Source organism: Methylobacterium amylolyticum (genome assembly GCF_030700245.1).
GTDB lineage: Bacteria > Pseudomonadota > Alphaproteobacteria > Rhizobiales > Beijerinckiaceae > Methylobacterium.
The window spans coordinates 1-18,063 of the sequence record NZ_JAUYZI010000006.1 but is presented as its reverse complement, the minus strand read 5'-3'; the positions used below and the strand labels follow the sequence as shown (position 1 = coordinate 18,063).

Sequence of the window (18,063 nt, the reverse complement as noted above, 5' to 3'; positions counted from 1 at the left end):
GGGCGCAGGTCCCGCACCCGCCTCGATGCCTCGGTCCCAAATGCGCTGCCCGCAAGGCGCGCTCCGCCGGAGCGCGGCATTTCGGTCCGGTGTGGCGGGGAAGCCTCACCGGCGCCGACGGATCAGACCGTGCGCTCGACCATCATCTTCTTGATCTCGGCGATGGCCTTGGCCGGGTTCAGGCTCTTCGGGCAGGTGTTGGCGCAGTTCATGATCGTGTGGCAGCGGTAGAGCCGGAACGGATCGTGCAGGTTGTCGAGCCGCTCGCCGGTGTTCTCGTCGCGCGAGTCGATCAGCCAGCGATAGGCCTGGAGCAGCGCCGCCGGCCCCAGGAACTTCTCGCCGTTCCACCAGTAACTCGGGCAACTCGTGGTGCAGCACGCGCACAGGATGCACTCGTAGAGGCCGTCGAGCCGGGCGCGGTCCTCGGGCGTCTGACGCCACTCCTTCTCGGGGGCCGGGGTCTCGGTCTGGAGCCACGGCTCGATCGCCGCGTGCTGGGCGTAGAAGTTGGTGAGGTCGGGCACCAGATCCTTCAGCACCGGCATGTGCGGCAGCGGGTAGATCCGGATCGCCCCGTCCTTGTCCTTGCGGGTGAGCACCGGCAGGGCGTTGTCGGGGCTCTTGCACTCGTCGATGCCCATCGTGCAGGCGAGCGCGTTCTGGCCCTCGATGTTCATCGCGCAGGAGCCGCAGATGCCCTCGCGGCAGGAGCGGCGGAAGACGAGCGTCGCGTCGACCGTGTTCTTGATCCACAGCAGCGCGTCGAGAACCATCGGGCCGCAATCGTCCCGATCGACCTGATAGGTGTCGATCCGCGGATTCTGGCCGTCATCCGGGTTCCAGCGGTAGATCCGGAACGTCTGGAGGTTCTTCGCGCCCGCGGGCGCCGGCCAGGACTTGCCGGGCGAGATCTGCGAGTTCTTGGGGAGGGAGAACTGGGCCATGGTCAGGTCTTCAGCGGAAGGGATTTGAGGCGGGTGCGGTTGGAGCCGATGGTGAGGAGCGCTCCGGATCGGAGGTCGATCTCGGCTTGGCGCACCTCATCAATGACGGCGGCTCCGATGAGGGCTGGGCGCGTGTCGCGCGACCGAATCTGGATGACGCTCGGACGCGCTCGTCCGGTTCGTGCCAAGGCTTCTCCGAAATCGAGGTCGCCGGTGAGCACGACGTGGTCATAGGCCGTTGCCCAGGCCATGATCGCTTCGTCGGGATCGTTCTCCCGTCCGACCCTGGACCAGTGCACGGCCTCGTAGCCTGCATCTTCGAGGTAGTTCACCCATTCCGGCGACAGGTTCATGTCGATGATGACCCTCACCTGACTGGGTCGAGCTGGTTCTCGCGCTCCGAAGCGAGCCACGCGCCGTAGGCGAGCGCTTGGCTGATGTCTTCGCGCTCAAGGTAGGGATAGAGCCTCAGAAGTTCCTCGATCGTCGCGCCACCGCTGAGGTTTCCCAGGATCATCCCGACCGTGACCCTCATGCCGCGGATGCAGGCCTTGCCCTGCATCACGCCGGCCCTGCGTGTGATGCGTGAGACATCTCTCGCCGTCTCAGCGACATCATCGTCCGACTCGATGGTGATCATCGCGATCTCCCGGGCGCGCAGCGGCGACCCTCGTGGCGGGCCACCTCGGCGGGCTTAGTACACCCGCGCCTTCGGCTCGATGTACTGGATCTCGTTCGACATGGTGTAGGTGTGCACCGGCCGGTAGTCGATCGACACCTGCCCGTCGCCGCCGAGCCAACTCAGCGTGTGCTTCATCCACTGCTTGTCGTCGCGGTCCGGGTGATCCTCGCGGGCGTGGGCGCCGCGGGATTCGGTGCGGTTGGCGGCCGATTCCATCGTCACCACCGCCTGGCCGATCAGGTTGTCGAACTCGAGGGTCTCCAGGAGGTCGGTGTTCCACACCAGCGAGCGGTCGGTCACCTTCACGTCGGCGGCCGCGTTCCAGACCTTGTGGATCAGGCCGCGACCCTCCTCCAGCACCTCGCCGGTGCGGAACACGGCGCAGTTGTTCTGCATCGTCTTCTGCATCTCGGCGCGCAGGGCCGCGGTCGGCGTGCCGCCGTCGGCGTAGCGGAAGCGGTCGAGGCGGGCGAGCGCCTTGTCGGTGGCGCCCTTCGGCAGTTCCTGGGCGCGGCCGTTCGGCTCGACGATCTCGGCACAGCGGTTGCCGGCGGCGCGGCCGAACACCACGAGGTCGATCAGCGAGTTCGAGCCGAGGCGGTTGGCCCCGTGCACCGAGACGCAGGCGGCCTCGCCGATCGCCATCAGGCCGGGCACCACCGTGTCGGGGTTGCCGTCCTTCAGGGTCAGCACCTCGCCGTGATAGTTCGTGGGGATGCCGCCCATGTTGTAGTGCACGGTCGGGATGACCGGGATCGGCTCCTTCGTCACGTCCACGCCCGCGAAGATCTTCGCGCTCTCCGAGATGCCGGGCAGGCGCTCGTGGAGGATCTTCGGGTCGAGGTGGTCGAGGTGCAGGTAGATGTGGTCCTTGTTCTTGCCCACGCCGCGGCCGTCGCGGATCTCCATGGTCATGGAGCGGGAGACCACGTCGCGCGAGGCGAGGTCCTTGGCCGACGGCGCGTAGCGCTCCATGAAGCGCTCGCCCTCGGAATTGGTGAGATAGCCGCCCTCGCCGCGCGAGCCTTCCGTGATCAGGCAGCCGGCGCCGTAGATGCCGGTGGGGTGGAACTGCACGAACTCCATGTCCTGGAGCGGCAGGCCGGCGCGCAGCACCATGGCGTTGCCGTCGCCGGTGCAGGTGTGGGCGGAGGTGGCCGAGAAGTAGGCGCGGCCGTAGCCGCCGGTGGCCAGCACCGTCATCTGCGCGCGGAAGCGGTGGATCTCGCCGGTCGCCTGGTCGAGGGCGATGACGCCGCGGCAGCGGCCCTCCTCGTCCATGATCAGGTCGAGGGCGAAGTACTCGATGAAGAAGTCGGTCTTGTTGCGCACCGCCTGCCCGTAGAGGGTGTGGAGCATGGCGTGGCCGGTCCGGTCGGCCGCCGCGCAGGTGCGCTGGGCGGTGCCCTTGCCGTAATCGGTGGTCATGCCGCCGAACGGGCGCTGGTAGATCTTGCCCTCCGCGGTCCGCGAGAAGGGCACGCCCCAGTGCTCCAGCTCGTAGACGGCGGCGGGGGCGTTGCGCACGAGGTACTCGATCGCGTCCTGGTCGCCGAGCCAGTCCGAGCCCTTGACGGTGTCGTACATGTGCCAGCGCCAGTCGTCCGGCCCCATGTTGCCGAGCGAGGCGGAGATGCCGCCCTGCGCCGCCACCGTGTGCGAGCGGGTCGGGAACACCTTGGTGATGCAGGCGGTGCGCAGGCCCGCCTGGGAGCAGCCGACCGTGGCGCGCAGGCCGGCGCCGCCGGCGCCGACGATCACCACGTCGAAGGCGTGGTCGTGGATGGTGTAGGCAGGCCCGCTGCCGTTGGTTCCGTTGGCGGCCATGATCGGCTTCCCCTGGATCTAGAGCGCTCTCCGCCGAGGCGGACGCCGGTTCGGCGAGGGAGAGCGCGTCATGACAAACGTTTGGCGGTTCAGACGGGCTGGCCGAAGCCGACGCGCAGGACCGCGTACAGGCAGGCCACGGCCACGACGACCGCGTAGACATTGTTTGCAAATACCGCCGCGATCTTGGTCGCCGGCGCGTGGACGTAGTCCTCGATGATCACCTGCATGCCGAGACGCATGTGGATCGTCACCGACAGGATCGCCAGGATCAGGACGATCGACACGAACGGGCTGCCCACCAGCGCGCGCGCCTCGACGAAGCCGCGACCGGACATGCGGGCGACGATCACCACGAAGGCCAGCATCAGCACCACGTTGGCGGCGGCGGTGAGCCGCTGGAGCCACCAGTGCCCGGCCCCGTGATGCGAGACGCCGAGACCGCGCACCCGGGCGCGGGGCGTGCGGATGGAGACGCGGGTGTCCTGGCGGATCTCTTCCTTGGCCATCTCGGATCTCCTCAGCGGACCAGGAGGGCGACCGCCCAGACCACGACGGTGAGGCTCACCGAGCCGATCAGCGTCAGGCGGGCGAGGCTGAGGCGCTGGGCGCGGTCGAAGCCGGCCCCGGCATCCCAGACGAAGTGGCGGATGCCGCCGAGCATGTGGTGCAGAAGCACCCAGGTGTAGGCGAACAGCACGAGCCGCCCGAGCCACGACCCGAAGAAGCCCGCGACCCAGCCGTAGGCGGCCGGGCCGGCGGCGAGCGCCACGAGCCAGATCGCCACCAGGGCGGTGCCGCCGTAGAGCGCCGTGCCGGTGATCCGGTGGACGACCGACATCGCCATCGTCCAGGTCCAGCGGTAGATCTGGAGATGGGGCGAGAGCGGTTGGGCCACTGTCGGGCGGGCGGTTGGTGCCATCGGGTTCTCGTGCCTCGCAGGTGCGAACTGGACCGTCTCTAATCTGGTAGCGCTAGTGCGTGCCCCGGCCAACCGCAATGCGGCATGCCGCGGCGCGGTAGAGAGCGGCGATGTGAGGGTTTTCGATTTCTGTCACTGGAGCGCTCCCAGCAGGCGCCACCACGCGTAGTCGAGCGGCGCGGCCACGATCAGCGAGGCGAGGCCGAAGCCGAGCGTCAGCCGGGTCGCCTCCGCGAGGCGCACCCCGCCGAGTTCGCTCGCGAGCACGATCGGCGGTGCCTGATAGGGAAAGAACAGGGTCGAGTAGCCGATCACCTGCGCCGAGACGACGGCGAGCGGCGACAGGCCGCTGGCGCCGATCATGTCGCCCGCGAGCGCCGTGTAGAGGGCCGGCGCCCCATTCGCGGTGACGAGCAGGGTCAGCGCCGTGCTGATGCCGGTGAGCGTCGCGAAGTTCTGGGCCGGCGCGCCCGGCGCGAGCGGCGCCAGCGCCAGCAGGACGTGGCCGAGGCGCGCGCCGAGCCCGGTCTCGTTCACCAGCGCGACGAGACCGAGCAGCGCCGCGATGTAGAAGCAGACCCGCATGTTCACCTGCCCGAACGCCTCGGGCGGCAGCACGCCGACGCGCGGCAGCAGGCAGATGACTGCCGCGGCGAGCCCGACCCAGGCCGGGGCGATCCCGTGGAGGCTGTCGGTCATCCACAGGGCGAGGGTGAGAGCGAGCACGACGGCGAGCCGCCGCTCGGCCCCCGACAGCGGCGGCAGGGCCGGCGGCGCGTCGTGGCCCGGCTCCAGCCGGTCCGGAAACAGGCGCAGGACGAGGGCGACGAGGAGCACGCCCTTCACGCCCGCGAGCACCGGCGCGTGCAGGACGAAGTAGGACAGGTAGGAGAGGTGCAGGCCGAGCAGCGTCTCCGCCGAGCCGGCCATCACGAGGTTCGGCACGTTGGCGGGCAGGATCGCGGCCGACAGGACCGGGGTCGCGACCCCCACCGCCAGCACCGCGCCGACGCGCCCCGGCCGCCCCGCGGCGAGGCCGAAGGCGTCGCACAGGGCCAGCGTCACCGGGATCATCAGGGCGATCCGACCCATGTTGGAGGGCATCACGAAGGCGAGCAGGACGCTCAGGACCACCAGCCCGGCGATGAAGGTGGCGTAGGAGCCCGACAGCCGCGTCGCCAGCATCCGGGCGATCCGGGCGCCGAGGCCGGTGCGCGTCATGCCCTGGCCCACGACGAGGCCGGACAGGACCAGCCAGAAGGCCGAGGCCGAGAAGCCGGAGAAGACGGTGGCGGCGCTGCCGAGCCGCAGCAGCATCGCGAGGCCGAAGAAGGCGAGCGCGGTGACGATCTCCGGCAGGAGCGCGCTCGCCCACAAACCCATGCAGAGCACGAGCACGGCGGCCGTCGCCAGGATCGCCGCCTCCCCGCCCATGACGCTCTCCAACCCCCGAAAGAACCGGCGCATCCTGGGCGGACTGGAACGGTTCGCAAGACGGGAGTCGCGCACGCAGCCTTCGCGAACGGCGAAGGCCGCGGGGGGCGGACGGCCGCCGGGTGAGGCGCGAACCCGGCCGCCGCTGCGGCCGGGTTCCCAGGCACCGAGCGGCCCGAGGCAGGATCAGTACGGGTAACCGTAGGCGCCGCCGCAATAGGCCGGGACCGGCCCGCCCCAGCTATAGCCGCAGCCGCCGTCGTAGCCGGCGCCGTAGACCCCGTCGCCGTAGTAGCCGCCGTAGCCGACGTTGCTCAGGCCGTAGCCGAGGCCGAGCCCCAGGCCGACGCCGGCGAGCCCGTAGCCGACACCGCGCCGGTAGCCGTACCCCCGGCCGTAGCCGAAGCCGCGGTTGTAGCCGAAGCCCCGGCCCGCGAAGCCGCGGCCGTAGCCGCGATTGGCGAAGCCGACGCCGCGGTAGCCGAACCCGCCGCTGCGGAAGCCGCCGCCGAAGCCGGCCCCGCGGAAACCGGCGCCCCGGAAGCCGCCTCCGTGGAAGCCGCCCCCGTGAAACCCGCCGCCATGGAAGCCGCCGCCGAGGCCGCGCGCGTCGGCGCCGGTCGGGGCGAAGGCGAGTGCGGCCAGCACCGCGGTCGATGCGAGAGCCAGACGTTTCGTCATGGTTGAATCCGTTGTCGCGAGAGGAAAGTCCCCGTCCAACTCCGCGACCGGACGCGATGATCCCCGGGTATAAGCAGGCCTTTACGCCGCAGGGTTGTGCGACGTCTCACCGGAACGGCGGCTCGTCGAAGCTGCGCAGCTTGCGCGAGTGCAACCCCTGCCGGTCGGCGCGCAGCGCGTCGAGGGCGGCGAGGCCGACCCGCAGGTGCTCGGACACGGCCCGGTCGTAGAAGGCGTTGGCCGCGCCGGGCAGCTTGATCTCGCCGTGCAGCGGCTTGTCGGAGACGCAGAGCAGCGCGCCGTAGGGCACGCGCAAGCGGTAACCCTGCGCGGCCACGGTGCCGCTCTCCATGTCGACGGCGATGGCGCGGGACTGATTGATGCGCCGCCGCTCCTGCGTGAAGCGCAGCTCCCAGTTCCGATCGTCGTAGGTCACCACGGTGCCGGTGCGCAGGCGCCGCTTGAGGGCGTCGTCGCGCTCGCCGGTCACGGCGGCGGCCGCGGCCTGGAGCGCCACCTGTACCTCGGCGAGCGCCGGCACCGGCACGTCCGGCGGCACCAGCTCGTCGAGGATGCGGTCGCGGCGGAAATAGGCGTGGGCCAGCACGTAGTCGCCGATCGTCTGCGACTGGCGCAGGCCCCCGCAATGGCCGACCATCAGCCAGCAATCCGGGCGCAGCACCGCGAGGTGATCGGTGATCGTCTTGGCGTTCGAGGGGCCGACGCCGATGTTGACGAGGCTCGTGCCCTGCATCGCCCCGTCCGGCCCGCGGGCGACGAGGTGGTAGGCCGGCATCTGGTGCCGGTGCCAGGGCGAGGCGGCGATCACCGCCGCCGGGTCGGCGGAGGCCGCCTCGGCCCGGGTGACGGCGATCCCGCCCGGCAGCACCAGCCGTTCGAAGCCCGCCTCACCCGAGGCCAGCCGCTCCAGCCCGTGCCGGACGAACTGATCGACGTAGCGGTGGTAGTTCGTCAGCAGGATCCAGGGCTGCACGTCGCGCCAGTCGCAGCCGGTGTAGTGCACGAGGCGGCGCAGCGAGTAGTCGACCCGCACCGCGTCGAACAGCGCCAGCGGGCGCGGCTCGCCCTCGACGACGGGGAAGGACCCGTCGGCGATCTCGTCGCCCACCACCGAGAGCAGCGGCACCGGGAACCACGTGGCGAGTTCGGCGCCGTCGACGGGGCGCCCGCCCGGGTCCAGCCCCGCCTCCAGCACGTAGGGGTACGGGATCTCCTGAGCGCTCACGCCCACTTCGAGCGCGACGCCGTAATCGCTCACCAGCGGTTCGAGCTGCCGGGCGAGGTAGTCGCGGAAGACCTCCGGATGGGTGACGGTGGTGGCATAGGCGCCGCCGGCCTGGAGCTTGGCGGTGGCCCGCCGCAGCAGCGGCAGCGGTCCCTCCGGGCGGTAGGTCACCCGCAGCTCGGGGTAGCGGAAGGCGAGGCGCTCGGCCGCGTCCGGCGGCGGGCCGCCGTCGAGGTAGCGCTCCAGGGCCTCCCGCAGGGCCCGGGTCGCCTCGGCGTAGAGCGCGATCAGGCGCTCGATCGCGGTGTCCACGTCCGGCACCGCCTGCATCGGCCGCAATTCGCGCTCGACCATGGTCCCTCCGGTCAGTTCCCGCGGGCTCTACACCGATGGCGGGACGGGCGCGAGGCGGCGAGACTTGCAGATCCGCCCCGCATGGCCGAAAGCGCCCGTGGGATCGGAGCGGGGCGGCATGGCCGGGGACCACACGTTCGGGCTGCGCCCCGGCGAGGAAGCGGCGGCACTGCCGGAGCGCTTCGATGCCGGCCTCCACTTCATCGGCCGCCTGCGCACCCCGTGGATCGACCGCGCCGCGTGCCCGAAGAACGGCCTGGGCTCGGACGCCGTCTGCACGGTCGCGGTCGACCCGCCCTACGCGCCGGCCCTGCGCAACGTCACCGGCTGCACCCACCTGATCCTGCTCTACTGGATGGCGCACGCCACCCGCGGCCTCGTGGTGCAGCGCCCCCGCCACGCCGACGGGCCGCGCGGCACCTTCTCCCTGCGCTCCCCCGCCCGGCCGAACCCCATCGCCCTGTCGGTAGTCGAGCTGCTGGGCCGGGACGGCGACACCCTGCGGGTGCGCGGCCTCGACTGCCTCGACGGCACGCCGCTCCTCGACATCAAGCCCTACTTCGCCTCCACCGACGCCCGGCCCGATGCCCGTGTCGACCGGGCCGGGGCCGAGCCGTGACCCGCCTTCTCGTGATCGGGCTCGTCGGCTCGGTTCTGGTCGGGCTCGGTGGCGCGGTCGGCGGGGGGCTCGTCTGGGTCCTGCGCCGCCCGCCGGTGGACGCGCGCGCCTATGCCGGGATGCGGCTGATCACCGTGCAGGTGCACCTCGACGAGGCGCCCCCGGACGCCGTCTTCCTGGCCGGCGACTCGCAGACCGAGCTTCAGCCGAGCGACCAGCGACCCTGCGGGTGGCCGGTCGTCAACGGCGGGGTCAGCGGCGCCACGGCCGCCGCCTACGCCGACGACCTCGCGCGCCTGACCTTCCGGGTCCATCCGCGGGCGGCCTCGCTGACCATCGGCACCAACGACATCCTGGCCAAGAACGCGCCGCGCTCTCCCGAGGTCGCGGCGCGGTTCGAGGCGTCCGCCGAGCGAATCGTGCGCGGCCTCCAGACGGTGAGCGGCCGGGTCGTCGTCACCGCCCTCCCCCCGGTCGGGCGGGAGATCGGCAAACTCATGGACGCCGCCGCGGTCGGCGACTACTCGCGGCGCCTCCAATCCCTGTGCGGCCGGCTCGGCTGCACCTTCGCCGATCCGTTCGCGGATCTGCGCGATGGCGACACCGGCTTCGCCAAACCCGGCGCGTTGCGCGACGGGCTGCATCTCGGTGCGTTCCGGCCGACGATGAAGGCGCTGGAGCCGGCTCTGTGCGGGGGGTAGGTCCCCGCGACCTCGCCGATGCGGGTGAACGGATCCGGCGCCGCGGCGCTTGAACGCCTCGCGATCACCGGACATATTCCTGGAGAGAACCGGGGGCCGCGATGGGCACGTCGCAGAAGCGCGCCGTCACCAACTATCGTGCCCGCCTCGGCGCGCGCGGCCTCGCGCGGTTCGAGGTGATGGGCCGCGATGCGGATCGCGATCTGATCCGTTCCCTGGCCCGCCGCTTGGCCGAGGACGGGCCCGAGGCTGTCCACCTGCGCGACGTCCTGAGCCGATCGATCGCTGGCGAGCCGCCGCGCAAGGGCGGCATCCTGGCGGCGCTCCGCCGTTCGCCGCTGGTCGGAGCCGACCTCGACGTCGCGCGCCCGGAGGGGAGCGGGCGAAGCGTCGATCTCTGATGCGCTACCTGCTCGACACCAACATCCTCAGCAACGTCACCAAGGTCACGCCTTCGGCAGCTCTGCTGACCTGGATGGCCGAGCAGAACGACGAAGACCTCTACATCAGCGCGCTGACGGTCGCGGAGCTGCGCCGCGGCATTCTGGATCTGCCGGCCGGAAAGAAACGTTCCGCGCTGGAAACGTGGTTCCAGGGCGCCGAAGGACCCCAAGCCCTGTTCGCGGGGCGAATCCTACCCTTCGACGAGGCGGCAGCGCTGATCTGGGCACGCCTGATGGCCGATGGCAGGGTGGCGGGGAAGCCCCGCAGCGCCCTCGACACGATCGTCGCCGCCATCGCGGAGGCGAACGGATGTGTCGTCGTCACCGACAACGCGAAGGATTTCGCCGGGGTCTCCGCGATCAACCCACTTCGCGCCGATCGATGAGGGCGGCTCCTCCCTGCGGGCGGAGCGGTTCCCGTCCGCGAGGATCGAGCCGGCCTCCGTCGTCTACTCCCACTCGATCGTGCCCGGCGGCTTCGACGTGATGTCGTAGGTCACCCGGTTGATGCCCTTCACCTCGTTGATGATCCGGGTCGCCACCCGGCCGAGGAAGGCCATGTCGAACGGGTAGAAGTCGGCGGTCATGCCGTCGACCGAGGTCACGGCGCGCAGCGCGCAGACGTGGTCGTAGGTGCGGCCGTCGCCCATCACGCCCACGGTCTTCACCGGCAGGATCACCGCGAAGGCCTGCCAGATCGTGTCGTAGAGCCCGGCCTGCCGGATCTCGTCGAGGTAGATCGCGTCGGCCTTCCGGAGCGCGTCGAGCTTCTCGGCCGTGATCGTGCCGGGGCAGCGGATGGCGAGGCCGGGACCGGGGAACGGGTGGCGGCCGACGAAGCCCTCCGGCAGGCCGAGCTCGCGCCCGAGCACCCGCACCTCGTCCTTGAACAGCTCGCGCAGCGGCTCGACGAGCCGCATGTTCATCCGCTCGGGCAGGCCGCCGACGTTGTGGTGGCTCTTGATGGTCACGGAGGGACCGCCGGTGAACGACACGCTCTCGATCACGTCCGGGTAGAGCGTGCCTTGCGCCAGGAACGCCGCCCCGCCGATCTTCCTCGACTCCGCCTCGAACACGTCGATGAACAGGCGGCCGATCGTCTTCCGTTTGACTTCCGGGTCGCTGACGCCTTCGAGCGCCGAGAGGAACATCCCCGAGGCTTCGACGTGGACGAGCGGGATGTTGTAGTGGTCGCGGAACAAGGCCACGACCTGCTCGGCCTCGCCGAGGCGCAGCAGGCCGTGGTCGACGAACACGCAGGTGAGCTGGTCGCCGATCGCCTCGTGGATCAGCACCGCGGCCACCGCCGAGTCGACGCCCCCCGACAGGCCGCAGATCACGCGCTCGGAGCCGACCTGCTCGCGGATCTTCTGGATCGCCTCCTCGCGGTAGGCGCCCATCGTCCAGTCGCCCGAGCAGCCGGCGATGTCGCGCACGAAGTTGCGGATCAGCAGCGCGCCGTGCGGCGTGTGCGCCACCTCCGGGTGGAACTGCACCGCGTAGTAGCCCCGCGCCTCGTCCGCCACCGCGGCGAAGGGGGCGTTCTTCGAGATCGCCACCGTGGTGAAGCCCTCCGGCAGCTTCGTCACCCGGTCGCCGTGGCTCATCCAGACCGGATAGCGCTCGCCCGTGTGCCAGACGCCGCTGAACAGCGGGCACTCGGCCAGGACCTCGATCTCGGCCCGTCCGAACTCGGCGTGGTGCCCGCCCTCGACCGCACCGCCGAGCTGCGCCGCCATCGTCTGCTGGCCGTAGCAGATGCCGAAGACCGGCACGCCCGCGTCGAACACGAGCTGCGGCGCCCGCGGGCTCGCCTCGACGGTGACCGATTCGGGCCCGCCCGACAGGATCACGCCCTTCGGCCGCTGCTCGCGGAAGGCGGCCTCCGCCTTCGTGAAGGGCACGATCTCGCAGTAGACCCCCTCCTCCCGGACGCGCCTCGCGATGAGCTGCGTGACCTGGGAGCCGAAGTCGACGATCAGGATCTTGTCGTGGTCGGTGTTCATCCCGAGCGCTTAGAGCAAGATGGGGGAAAGGGGAAGCTGGGTTCCGGGAAACCCCCTGCGATAACAACGACCTGAAGCGCCCCGGCTCCGGGCCGGCCCGGGGGTGTCCCGGGCCGCCGCCGCGTCAGTCGAAGTTGCGCACCTTGGCCGATCCGCCGAGGCTGATCGCCGGCTTGGCGGCCGCACCGGCGAGGCTGACCTTCTTCTGGCCGGGCATCGGCTTGTGCCGGGTCAGCGCCTCCGCCGGGTCGGGCGCGGGCCGGGTCTTCTTGATGTGCGCCTGCCCGTGGATCACCGAGCCGATCTCGCCGGCCGCGCGGATCAGATCCTCGCGCTCGCAGGCGCGGGCGACCTTGAGGCCGAGCTGGTGCATGTGGCTCTTGCCGTAGAGGTAGGCCGCGAGCTGCGCGCGCTTCAGCGCCGGGATCCGGGCCAGGATCTCGGGCAGGTCGTACTCGTCCGCGCGGTAGACCGCACCGAGCGTCTCCAGGGTCACGGGGCAGTCGACGTCCGGCTCGGCGCCGCTGGTCGGGTGCGCTTGCGTCATGGATGCCTCTCGCGGCTGGATGGTTCGGAGGTCGGCTCGGATGCCCCAAGGTCGGGGTCGGGTTCAAGCCCCGTCGGCGGTCGCGGCGCAGGATCGGCGAGTGCCGCGACGCGGCCCTCGGGTGCCGGCTCTCGCAGCTTGATCGCGGCCTCCGGCGGCTGCCAGGGCGCGAGGCAGCCGGTGCAGACCGAGGCGATCGCCGCCCGGGCGCGCGCTTGGCTGCGGGCCCAGACCGCCTCGCGGGCGGCGCGCGCAGCCTCGACCGGGTCGGGCTGTGGCCGGATCCGCAGGACCAGCACCTCCTGCGCCGCGGCCGGCGCACCGAGGGCGAGCAGCAGACCGAGCGCCGCAGGGCGGGCAAGGGGGCGGCCAAGGGGGAGTCCAAGGGGGCGACCGAAGGGGCGGATCCGGGGGGCAGGCCGGTCTGACGTCATCGCGCGGCTCCCTGGCCCGGGGCGGGTCCGCCGACCTCGCACCGGCCCGGTAAACCGTCCGTTAACGATCGACGGTAACGCTTCGTTAACCCTGGCCGCACAGGCTGGACCGACCCTTTCGGAGGGCCAGAGCCATGACGGATCTCACCGCGACGGTCCTCGCGACCGCCGGCCCGCTCGCCGCCCTCTGCGCGGCGCTCGGCATCCCGACCGTCCGGGCGGGGCTCTTCGCCCTGTTCCGGCCCGCACCCCAGCCGATTCCCGTCCCGGTCCGTCGGCGCCGCTGACCGGCCCTACCGGGACGCTTCAGGCCGCGCGGCCGGCGGATCGACCGCCCCGGCCTCGTCCTCCTGCGCCGTCCGCCGCCGTTCCTGCGCGCGCCCGAGCCACAGGCTGTTGAGGAGCCACAGGACCGAGAGCGGCACCGCTGCCCCGGCCACCCCCGCCGCGCCGAGGCCCAGCGCGCCGATGCCGGTGAACGACCACGCGCCGACCTGATCGCCGAGCCGGTACACCACCGTGTCGATGAACGCCTTGGACTTGTAGCGGTCCTCCCGCGGCACGACCGTGAACAGCACCTCGCGGATCGGCCGGGCGATGGCGAAGTTGCCGGCCCGGCGCAGCACCTGGAAGGCGACGATCACCGCGATCGTCGGCGTGACCGCGAGCGCGGCGAAGCCCAGCACGCTGAAGGCCGGCAGCAGGGCGAGCGTGACGCCCACGCCGAGACGGTTGACGATGCGGCCGGTGAGGAAGAGCTGCACGCCGAGCGTCAGCACGTTCACCGCGAGGTCGACGGAGGCGAAGAACGCCGTCTGCGATGCCCGGTCGGGGAAGCTGCGCTTGGCGATGCCCGCCTGCTCGAAATACAGGAAGGTCGAGGTGACCGAGAACAGAAGCAGGAACAGCGCGATGTTCAGGAGGTAGGGCGAGGACAGGGTCCGGGTGATGCCCGCCCAGACGCTGCCGCCGATGGTGCTCTCCCCCCGCTCCCCGGCGGCGCCCGGCACCTCGTGGAGCTGGTGCGACAGCCGGGCGAGCCCGCGCATGCAGAACACGGCCGCTTCGAGCAGCACGACCGCGCAGAGCATCAGCCCCCAGGTCGGCACGTTCCGCGCGAGCCCGGCGGTGGTGGCCGAGCCGGCGATGGCGCCCAGCGTCGCGCCCGCGGCGATGAAGCCGAACAGGCGCTTGCCCTGCGCGTTCGAGAACACGTCAACGATCGTCGCCCAGAAGATCGACACCACGAACAGGTTGAAGATCGACAGCCAGACGAAGAATCCCCGCCCGATCCACACGTCCCAATCCGGCGGCGCGCCGTAGAGCAGGCCCGCGAAGACGAGGATGTTGGCGGCGAAGAACCGGTAGGTCAGCGGCACGAACCGCGCCCGCGGCATCCGCTTCACCAGCCACGCGAACGGCACGTTGAGGGCCAGCATGCCCACCAGCGTCGCGGTGAACAGCCAGGGCAGGTTCTCGAGGCCGCCGGCCACGCCCATCTGGTCGCGGATCGGTCGCAGCACGTAGTAGGCGGCCAGGATCGAGAAGATGTAGGCCCAGGACCACGCGAGCGCCGGCCCCTCCCCGGGATGCAGGTCGATCAGCCTGGCGAGGCGGCCGCGCGGGGGGGCGGGATCAGGCACGCGCCGTGAAGCCCAGCGCCGCAAATCCCCTTCCCCTCTTGCGGCGCAGGGGACCCTCCCCCGCGGAGGCTACCAGATTCACCCATCGGCTCCGGATCTGTCGTCGAACCGCGGCGCGCTTCCCCTCCCCCTTGTGGGGAGGGGCCAGGGGTGGGGGTGGTGCAGGAGGCGCCGCCCCGCTCGATCCGGAACCACCCCCACCTCCGACTCCTCCCCACAGGGGGGAGGAGAGCGCGTCGCAGCCGTCATCGACAGATCCGTGGACACGGTGGCCCGCAGAGGGGGGAGGGAGCGCAACGGGCACCCGCTCGCGTCCGGTCACTGCGCGAGCCCGAGCGTCTTGCGCAGTTCCGGCGCTGTGACGTCGTGGCCGAAGCCGGGCGAGCCCATCGCGAACTTGTCCGCGTCCTTGAGCGGGCCGACCACGACGGGATCGAACCCTGCGTCGCGCACCAGCCCCTCGGCGACCTTCAGCGCCTCCGGGTCGTCGCCGGCGATCGGGATGCCCATCCGGCCCCCGGCGCGGTCCCGCCCGCCGTTGGCGCCCGCCTTCTCGAACACCTTGTAGTTCGCCGCGTTGAAGGCGCGCACGATCCGCGCGCCCGGGAAGTACTTGGCCGTGGTGGCGCCGATGCCGTCGGCCTTGGCCTCGTCGTAGAGGGGGCCGTCGCGGCGCTGCGTCGCGTTGCCGGCGTCGAGCACCACCTTGCCCTTGAGCGCCGGGCCGATCTCCTTCGACAGCTCGGGATAGGCCTTGTAGGGCACGGCCAGGAACACGGCATCCCCGAACCGGACCGCCTCCTCCGGCGTGCCGGCCTTCGCTTTGGGCCCGAGCCCGTCGACCAGCGGCTTCAGCGTCTCGGGGTGGCGGGAGGCGAACATCACCTCGTGCCCGTCCTTCACCCAGAGGGTGCCCAGCGTGCCGCCGATGTTGCCGGCCCCGATCACCCCGATCCGGATTTTTTTGGGACCCTCCTGCGCCTGGGCCGGGGCGCTCGCGAGGACGAGGCCGGCCGCCAAGGCGAGCGCCGCGCGGCGCGTCGTCGGAAAGAGATCAGACCGCATCGATGAAGGCCTCCATCTGCTTGCGCTGCGCGGCATCCGGCAGCTTGCCGCGGGCGGCGGCGACGTTGTCCTCGACGTATGAGACCTTGGCCATGCCGGGGATCGGGCAGGTCACGGCCGGGTTGCCGAGGACGTACTTGAGGAAGAACTGCGGCCAGCTCGCGCAGCCGATCTCCTTGGCCACCGGCGGCAAGTCCTTGCCCTGCACCGCCTTGAACAGCCGGTCGCGCCCGAACGGCACGTTGATCATCACCGCGATCCCCTTGTCGGCGGCCAGCGGCAGCACCCGCTCCGCCGCCGTCCGGTTGTCGATCGCGTAGTTCACCTGGATGAAGTCCAGCGTCTCCCGGCGCATCGTCGCCTCCAGGTCGTCGAGCTGCCCGTCCCGCCAGACTGTCACGCCGACGTATCGGGTTTTTTTCTGGGCCTTGAGGTCGCGCAGCACGGCGAGATTCTCCGCCGTGTCGATCAGGTTGTGCACGGCCACGAGGTCGAGGCGATCGGTGCGCAGCCGCTTCAGCGAGCGCTCGAACTGCGCCAGCGTGTCGGCGCGGCCCCGCGTGTCGACCTTGCTCGCCAGGAACACCCGGTCGCGCAGGCCGGTCTCGGAGAATATCACGCCGAGCACGTCCTCGGCGGTGCCGTAGCTCGGCGCGGTGTCGATCACCGAGCCGCCGAGCCGCACGAAGGTCTCCACCGCCGCCTTCAGCGGCGCGACCGCCTCGGGCGTCGGCGCCACCTCGTAGCGCCGCGAGGTGCCGATGCCGATCGCGGGCAGGGTCTCGCCGCTCGACGGGATCGACCGGCGGATCAGCGGTTCCTCGGCGCGGGCCGCGCGGGCGCCGAGCGGCGCCAGGGCCGCCGCGGCGAGGAGGGTGCGTCTGGATACGGGCATGGCCTCACTCCGGTGGTGCGTCGGATGGGACGCGTCTCAATCGTCCTCGGGCGGATCCTCGAATTCCGCGCCCTCGGTGTCGGGGGCGATGCGGTAGCGGTACTCGTCGATCTGCAGGAAGGCCCGGTGCGCGGCCTGCGGGTCGATGCCGTCGCGCACCACCAGCGTCTGGAAGTCGATGAACAGGCGGGCGATGCGCGCCTCCTCGGGGAGCGTCCGCAGCGCGGCGGAACTCGCGCCCGACCGTATCATGTAGCGCTTGGCCGCCTCGGCCTCCGCCACCGGCAGCACGGCGACCTGCCCCGCCGTCTCCGGCCGCAACTCGGACCAGCGCGCGGGGGTCCAGGCGATGATGGCCTCGGTCTGCTTCATCGGTCGTCGGGTTCCCGCGCGGGTGGAGGCCCCGTCCTGCAACCGCGCGCGCGGCCTGTCGAGGGCCTCAGCGGGCCGCCTCCACCTGCCCGCGGATCTCGCCCTTCGGGTTCGCCGCGGTGTGGATGTTGAAGTACATCTTCCCCGCTTGAAGATCGGCGGCCTTGGCGTCGTCGAGGGTGGCCTCGCCCGAGAACGGGCTGGCCTTCACGTCGGCCGGCACCAGCACGCCCGCGTTCGCGCCGGCCGCGGCCGGGCCGTGGAAGTGGCCGGCGGTCGTCGGCCCGGTGAGGCCCTCGTAGCGGCCGGTCCAGGAGAGCCGCTTGCTGGCGGGATCGTAGGTCGCTGTCACCGAGCCGGTGCCCTTGGACTCGGCGGGTGGCACCTCGCTGCCGGCGGTGAGGGTGGCGGTGTAGCGGGTGCCCTCCCCCGCCGCCTGGGCGGCGGGGGCCCCGGCGAACAGGGTGAGCAGAAGGACGAGGCTGGTGTGCGCGGCGCGGGACATCGGCGGCTCCCGGATCTCTGGCCCCCCGGATCTCCGATCCCGCGGCGAGCCCTCGTGAGCCGAGCTAGGGCGCGCGGCGCCCGAGGGGATGCCCGTGCCGGTCGGAATGCACGTGAAAATGGTACAGGGGCCGCGCCGAGTCCCGCCGCGCGAAGTCCCGCCGCGCCAAGACCCGCCGCGCTCTGTGGTCCGGCCGCCGCATTGTCGCGCTTGCCCGGACGTGGTGTCCTGCGGGCGCGACGGGGCGTCCGCTCGCCGGGCGGCGGATCATCGGGTGACGGGGACGCGATGGACGCGAGGAACGAGGTCGCCGCGGGCCGGACCGGCTCCCGGGCGGGGCAGGAGATCACCGCGCGCGGGATCGCTCTCGGGGCGGCGGTCACCGTCGTGTTCATGGCGGCCAACGTCTACATGGGTCTGAAGACGGGGATGACGTTCTCGTCCTCGATCCCGGCGGCTCTGATCGCGATGGGGGCGCTGCGGGCGGTGGGCGGGGCGGGGGTCCTGGAGACCAACATCGTCCAGACCCAGGCCTCGGCGGCGGGCACGCTGTGCAACGTCATCCTGGTGCTGCCCGGCCTCGTGCTGATCGGCCACTGGCACGGTTTCCCGTTCTGGGAGACGAGCCTCGTCTGCCTGATCGGCGGCTGGCTGGGGGTGGCGTTCTCGATCCCCCTGCGCCGCGCGCTGGTCGTCGAGGCCGACCTGCCCTACCCCGAGGGCGTCGCCGCCGCCGAGGT

General features: G+C 71.5%; 23 protein-coding genes. 7 read left to right on the top strand and 16 right to left on the bottom strand.

Translation table 11 applies throughout. From position 1 onward, the window contains the following. Positions 1 to 122: 122 nt before the first annotated feature. The 9 genes from Q8W71_RS06200 to Q8W71_RS06160 form a co-directional block, all read right to left on the bottom strand. On the bottom strand, positions 123 to 947 hold the full coding sequence (locus Q8W71_RS06200) for a succinate dehydrogenase iron-sulfur subunit (RefSeq protein ID WP_305524467.1): 825 nt from the start codon (positions 945 to 947) through the stop codon (positions 123 to 125). Positions 948 to 949: 2 nt separating this feature from the next. Further along, a complete protein-coding gene (locus tag Q8W71_RS06195) occupies positions 950 to 1,318 on the bottom strand; it encodes a DUF5615 family PIN-like protein (RefSeq protein WP_305524466.1) in 369 nt (122 codons plus the stop codon). Continuing rightward, entirely contained in the window at positions 1,315 to 1,587 is a 273-nt protein-coding gene (locus Q8W71_RS06190) for a DUF433 domain-containing protein (protein ID WP_305524465.1), read from the bottom strand. Before Q8W71_RS06190 ends, Q8W71_RS06195 begins: the two co-directional genes overlap by 4 nt. Before the next feature lie 54 nt (positions 1,588 to 1,641). Further along, positions 1,642 to 3,456 (bottom strand): succinate dehydrogenase flavoprotein subunit, encoded by a 1,815-nt coding sequence (sdhA, locus tag Q8W71_RS06185; RefSeq protein ID WP_305524464.1) that lies wholly within the window; start codon positions 3,454 to 3,456, stop codon positions 1,642 to 1,644. An 89-nt stretch (positions 3,457 to 3,545) separates the two neighbouring features. Then, positions 3,546 to 3,965, bottom strand: a complete 420-nt coding sequence (gene sdhD / locus Q8W71_RS06180) for a succinate dehydrogenase, hydrophobic membrane anchor protein (RefSeq protein ID WP_305524463.1) — start codon at positions 3,963 to 3,965, stop codon at positions 3,546 to 3,548. Between the two features lie 11 nt (positions 3,966 to 3,976). Further along, the gene (gene sdhC / locus Q8W71_RS06175) at positions 3,977 to 4,378 is read right to left on the bottom strand and encodes a succinate dehydrogenase, cytochrome b556 subunit (protein WP_305524462.1); all 402 of its coding nucleotides are present in this window, start codon (positions 4,376 to 4,378) and stop codon (positions 3,977 to 3,979) included. A gap of 132 nt (positions 4,379 to 4,510) precedes the next feature. Next, a complete protein-coding gene (locus Q8W71_RS06170; protein ID WP_305524461.1) occupies positions 4,511 to 5,812 on the bottom strand; it encodes an SLC13 family permease in 1,302 nt (433 codons plus the stop codon). A 186-nt stretch (positions 5,813 to 5,998) separates the two neighbouring features. Then, complete coding sequence (locus Q8W71_RS06165; RefSeq protein WP_305524460.1) at positions 5,999 to 6,493, bottom strand: hypothetical protein; 495 nt, start codon at positions 6,491 to 6,493, stop codon at positions 5,999 to 6,001. Positions 6,494 to 6,599: 106 nt separating this feature from the next. After that, positions 6,600 to 8,093: an AMP nucleosidase gene (locus Q8W71_RS06160; RefSeq protein ID WP_305524459.1), complete on the bottom strand. Its 1,494-nt coding sequence runs from the start codon at positions 8,091 to 8,093 to the stop codon at positions 6,600 to 6,602. Between the two features lie 118 nt (positions 8,094 to 8,211). On the opposite strand from Q8W71_RS06160, the gene tsaA reads away from it, so the two are divergent. The 4 genes from tsaA to Q8W71_RS06140 all read left to right on the top strand — a co-directional run bounded on the left by tsaA (position 8,212) and on the right by Q8W71_RS06140 (position 10,242). Next, the gene (gene tsaA / locus Q8W71_RS06155) at positions 8,212 to 8,712 is read left to right on the top strand and encodes a tRNA (N6-threonylcarbamoyladenosine(37)-N6)-methyltransferase TrmO (protein ID WP_305524458.1); all 501 of its coding nucleotides are present in this window, start codon (positions 8,212 to 8,214) and stop codon (positions 8,710 to 8,712) included. Next, the gene (locus tag Q8W71_RS06150) at positions 8,709 to 9,413 is read left to right on the top strand and encodes an SGNH/GDSL hydrolase family protein (RefSeq protein WP_305524457.1); all 705 of its coding nucleotides are present in this window, start codon (positions 8,709 to 8,711) and stop codon (positions 9,411 to 9,413) included. The genes tsaA and Q8W71_RS06150 overlap by 4 nt, the downstream gene beginning before the upstream one ends. Before the next feature lie 101 nt (positions 9,414 to 9,514). Next, positions 9,515 to 9,814: a hypothetical protein gene (locus tag Q8W71_RS06145; protein WP_305524456.1), complete on the top strand. Its 300-nt coding sequence runs from the start codon at positions 9,515 to 9,517 to the stop codon at positions 9,812 to 9,814. Next, positions 9,814 to 10,242, top strand: coding sequence for a type II toxin-antitoxin system VapC family toxin (locus tag Q8W71_RS06140; RefSeq protein ID WP_305524455.1), 429 nt, complete (start codon positions 9,814 to 9,816; stop codon positions 10,240 to 10,242). The genes Q8W71_RS06145 and Q8W71_RS06140 overlap by 1 nt, the downstream gene beginning before the upstream one ends. A gap of 63 nt (positions 10,243 to 10,305) precedes the next feature. Here the strand turns inward: Q8W71_RS06140 and guaA are convergent, their stop codons facing one another. Together guaA and Q8W71_RS06130 are read right to left on the bottom strand one after the other, a co-directional pair. Then, positions 10,306 to 11,862 carry a glutamine-hydrolyzing GMP synthase gene (gene guaA, locus Q8W71_RS06135; RefSeq protein WP_305524454.1) on the bottom strand — a complete coding sequence of 519 codons (1,557 nt, stop codon included), beginning with the start codon at positions 11,860 to 11,862 and terminating at the stop codon, positions 10,306 to 10,308. A gap of 124 nt (positions 11,863 to 11,986) precedes the next feature. Next, the gene (locus tag Q8W71_RS06130) at positions 11,987 to 12,409 is read right to left on the bottom strand and encodes a hypothetical protein (RefSeq protein WP_305524453.1); all 423 of its coding nucleotides are present in this window, start codon (positions 12,407 to 12,409) and stop codon (positions 11,987 to 11,989) included. Between the two features lie 215 nt (positions 12,410 to 12,624). Here Q8W71_RS06130 and Q8W71_RS06125 point away from each other — a divergent pair, with 215 nt between their 5' ends. Together Q8W71_RS06125 and Q8W71_RS06120 are read left to right on the top strand one after the other, a co-directional pair. Continuing rightward, positions 12,625 to 12,837, top strand: a complete 213-nt coding sequence (locus Q8W71_RS06125) for a hypothetical protein (RefSeq protein ID WP_305524452.1) — start codon at positions 12,625 to 12,627, stop codon at positions 12,835 to 12,837. A 140-nt stretch (positions 12,838 to 12,977) separates the two neighbouring features. Next, positions 12,978 to 13,130: a hypothetical protein gene (locus Q8W71_RS06120; protein WP_305524451.1), complete on the top strand. Its 153-nt coding sequence runs from the start codon at positions 12,978 to 12,980 to the stop codon at positions 13,128 to 13,130. Positions 13,131 to 13,136: 6 nt separating this feature from the next. Here Q8W71_RS06120 and Q8W71_RS06115 read toward each other — a convergent pair whose 3' ends face one another. The 5 genes from Q8W71_RS06115 to Q8W71_RS06095 all read right to left on the bottom strand — a co-directional run bounded on the left by Q8W71_RS06115 (position 13,137) and on the right by Q8W71_RS06095 (position 17,323). Next, positions 13,137 to 14,486, bottom strand: coding sequence for an NTP/NDP exchange transporter (locus Q8W71_RS06115; protein WP_305524450.1), 1,350 nt, complete (start codon positions 14,484 to 14,486; stop codon positions 13,137 to 13,139). Positions 14,487 to 14,804: 318 nt separating this feature from the next. Beyond that, on the bottom strand, positions 14,805 to 15,551 hold the full coding sequence (locus Q8W71_RS06110) for an NADPH-dependent F420 reductase (RefSeq protein WP_305524449.1): 747 nt from the start codon (positions 15,549 to 15,551) through the stop codon (positions 14,805 to 14,807). Next, the gene (locus Q8W71_RS06105) at positions 15,541 to 16,446 is read right to left on the bottom strand and encodes an aldo/keto reductase (RefSeq protein WP_305524448.1); all 906 of its coding nucleotides are present in this window, start codon (positions 16,444 to 16,446) and stop codon (positions 15,541 to 15,543) included. The genes Q8W71_RS06110 and Q8W71_RS06105 overlap by 11 nt, the downstream gene beginning before the upstream one ends. Before the next feature lie 36 nt (positions 16,447 to 16,482). Beyond that, positions 16,483 to 16,818, bottom strand: a complete 336-nt coding sequence (locus tag Q8W71_RS06100) for a hypothetical protein (protein ID WP_305524447.1) — start codon at positions 16,816 to 16,818, stop codon at positions 16,483 to 16,485. A 67-nt stretch (positions 16,819 to 16,885) separates the two neighbouring features. Continuing rightward, positions 16,886 to 17,323, bottom strand: coding sequence for a CHRD domain-containing protein (locus Q8W71_RS06095; RefSeq protein ID WP_305524446.1), 438 nt, complete (start codon positions 17,321 to 17,323; stop codon positions 16,886 to 16,888). Positions 17,324 to 17,611: 288 nt separating this feature from the next. On the opposite strand from Q8W71_RS06095, the gene Q8W71_RS06090 reads away from it, so the two are divergent. After that, the coding region (locus Q8W71_RS06090) for an OPT family oligopeptide transporter (RefSeq protein ID WP_305524445.1) at positions 17,612 to 18,063 on the top strand (452 nt) is incomplete at its 3' end.

Bases quoted from the DNA above. Each gene is read 5' to 3' on its own strand.
- Q8W71_RS06140 (WP_305524455.1), top strand. From the start codon at position 9,814: ATGCGCTACCTGCTCGACACCAACATCCTCAGCAACGTCACCAAGGTC.
- sdhC (WP_305524462.1), bottom strand. From the start codon at position 4,378: ATGGCACCAACCGCCCGCCCGACAGTGGCCCAACCGCTCTCGCCCCAT.
- Q8W71_RS06145 (WP_305524456.1), top strand. From the start codon at position 9,515: ATGGGCACGTCGCAGAAGCGCGCCGTCACCAACTATCGTGCCCGCCTC.
- Q8W71_RS06190 (WP_305524465.1), bottom strand. From the start codon at position 1,587: ATGATCACCATCGAGTCGGACGATGATGTCGCTGAGACGGCGAGAGAT.
- sdhD (WP_305524463.1), bottom strand. From the start codon at position 3,965: ATGGCCAAGGAAGAGATCCGCCAGGACACCCGCGTCTCCATCCGCACG.
- Q8W71_RS06200 (WP_305524467.1), bottom strand. From the start codon at position 947: ATGGCCCAGTTCTCCCTCCCCAAGAACTCGCAGATCTCGCCCGGCAAG.
- Q8W71_RS06105 (WP_305524448.1), bottom strand. From the start codon at position 16,446: ATGCCCGTATCCAGACGCACCCTCCTCGCCGCGGCGGCCCTGGCGCCG.
- Q8W71_RS06095 (WP_305524446.1), bottom strand. From the start codon at position 17,323: ATGTCCCGCGCCGCGCACACCAGCCTCGTCCTTCTGCTCACCCTGTTC.
- sdhA (WP_305524464.1), bottom strand. From the start codon at position 3,456: ATGGCCGCCAACGGAACCAACGGCAGCGGGCCTGCCTACACCATCCAC.
- Q8W71_RS06120 (WP_305524451.1), top strand. From the start codon at position 12,978: ATGACGGATCTCACCGCGACGGTCCTCGCGACCGCCGGCCCGCTCGCC.
- Q8W71_RS06165 (WP_305524460.1), bottom strand. From the start codon at position 6,493: ATGACGAAACGTCTGGCTCTCGCATCGACCGCGGTGCTGGCCGCACTC.
- Q8W71_RS06110 (WP_305524449.1), bottom strand. From the start codon at position 15,551: ATGCGGTCTGATCTCTTTCCGACGACGCGCCGCGCGGCGCTCGCCTTG.
- Q8W71_RS06130 (WP_305524453.1), bottom strand. From the start codon at position 12,409: ATGACGCAAGCGCACCCGACCAGCGGCGCCGAGCCGGACGTCGACTGC.
- Q8W71_RS06160 (WP_305524459.1), bottom strand. From the start codon at position 8,093: ATGGTCGAGCGCGAATTGCGGCCGATGCAGGCGGTGCCGGACGTGGAC.
- Q8W71_RS06170 (WP_305524461.1), bottom strand. From the start codon at position 5,812: ATGGGCGGGGAGGCGGCGATCCTGGCGACGGCCGCCGTGCTCGTGCTC.
- Q8W71_RS06100 (WP_305524447.1), bottom strand. From the start codon at position 16,818: ATGAAGCAGACCGAGGCCATCATCGCCTGGACCCCCGCGCGCTGGTCC.
- guaA (WP_305524454.1), bottom strand. From the start codon at position 11,862: ATGAACACCGACCACGACAAGATCCTGATCGTCGACTTCGGCTCCCAG.
- tsaA (WP_305524458.1), top strand. From the start codon at position 8,212: ATGGCCGGGGACCACACGTTCGGGCTGCGCCCCGGCGAGGAAGCGGCG.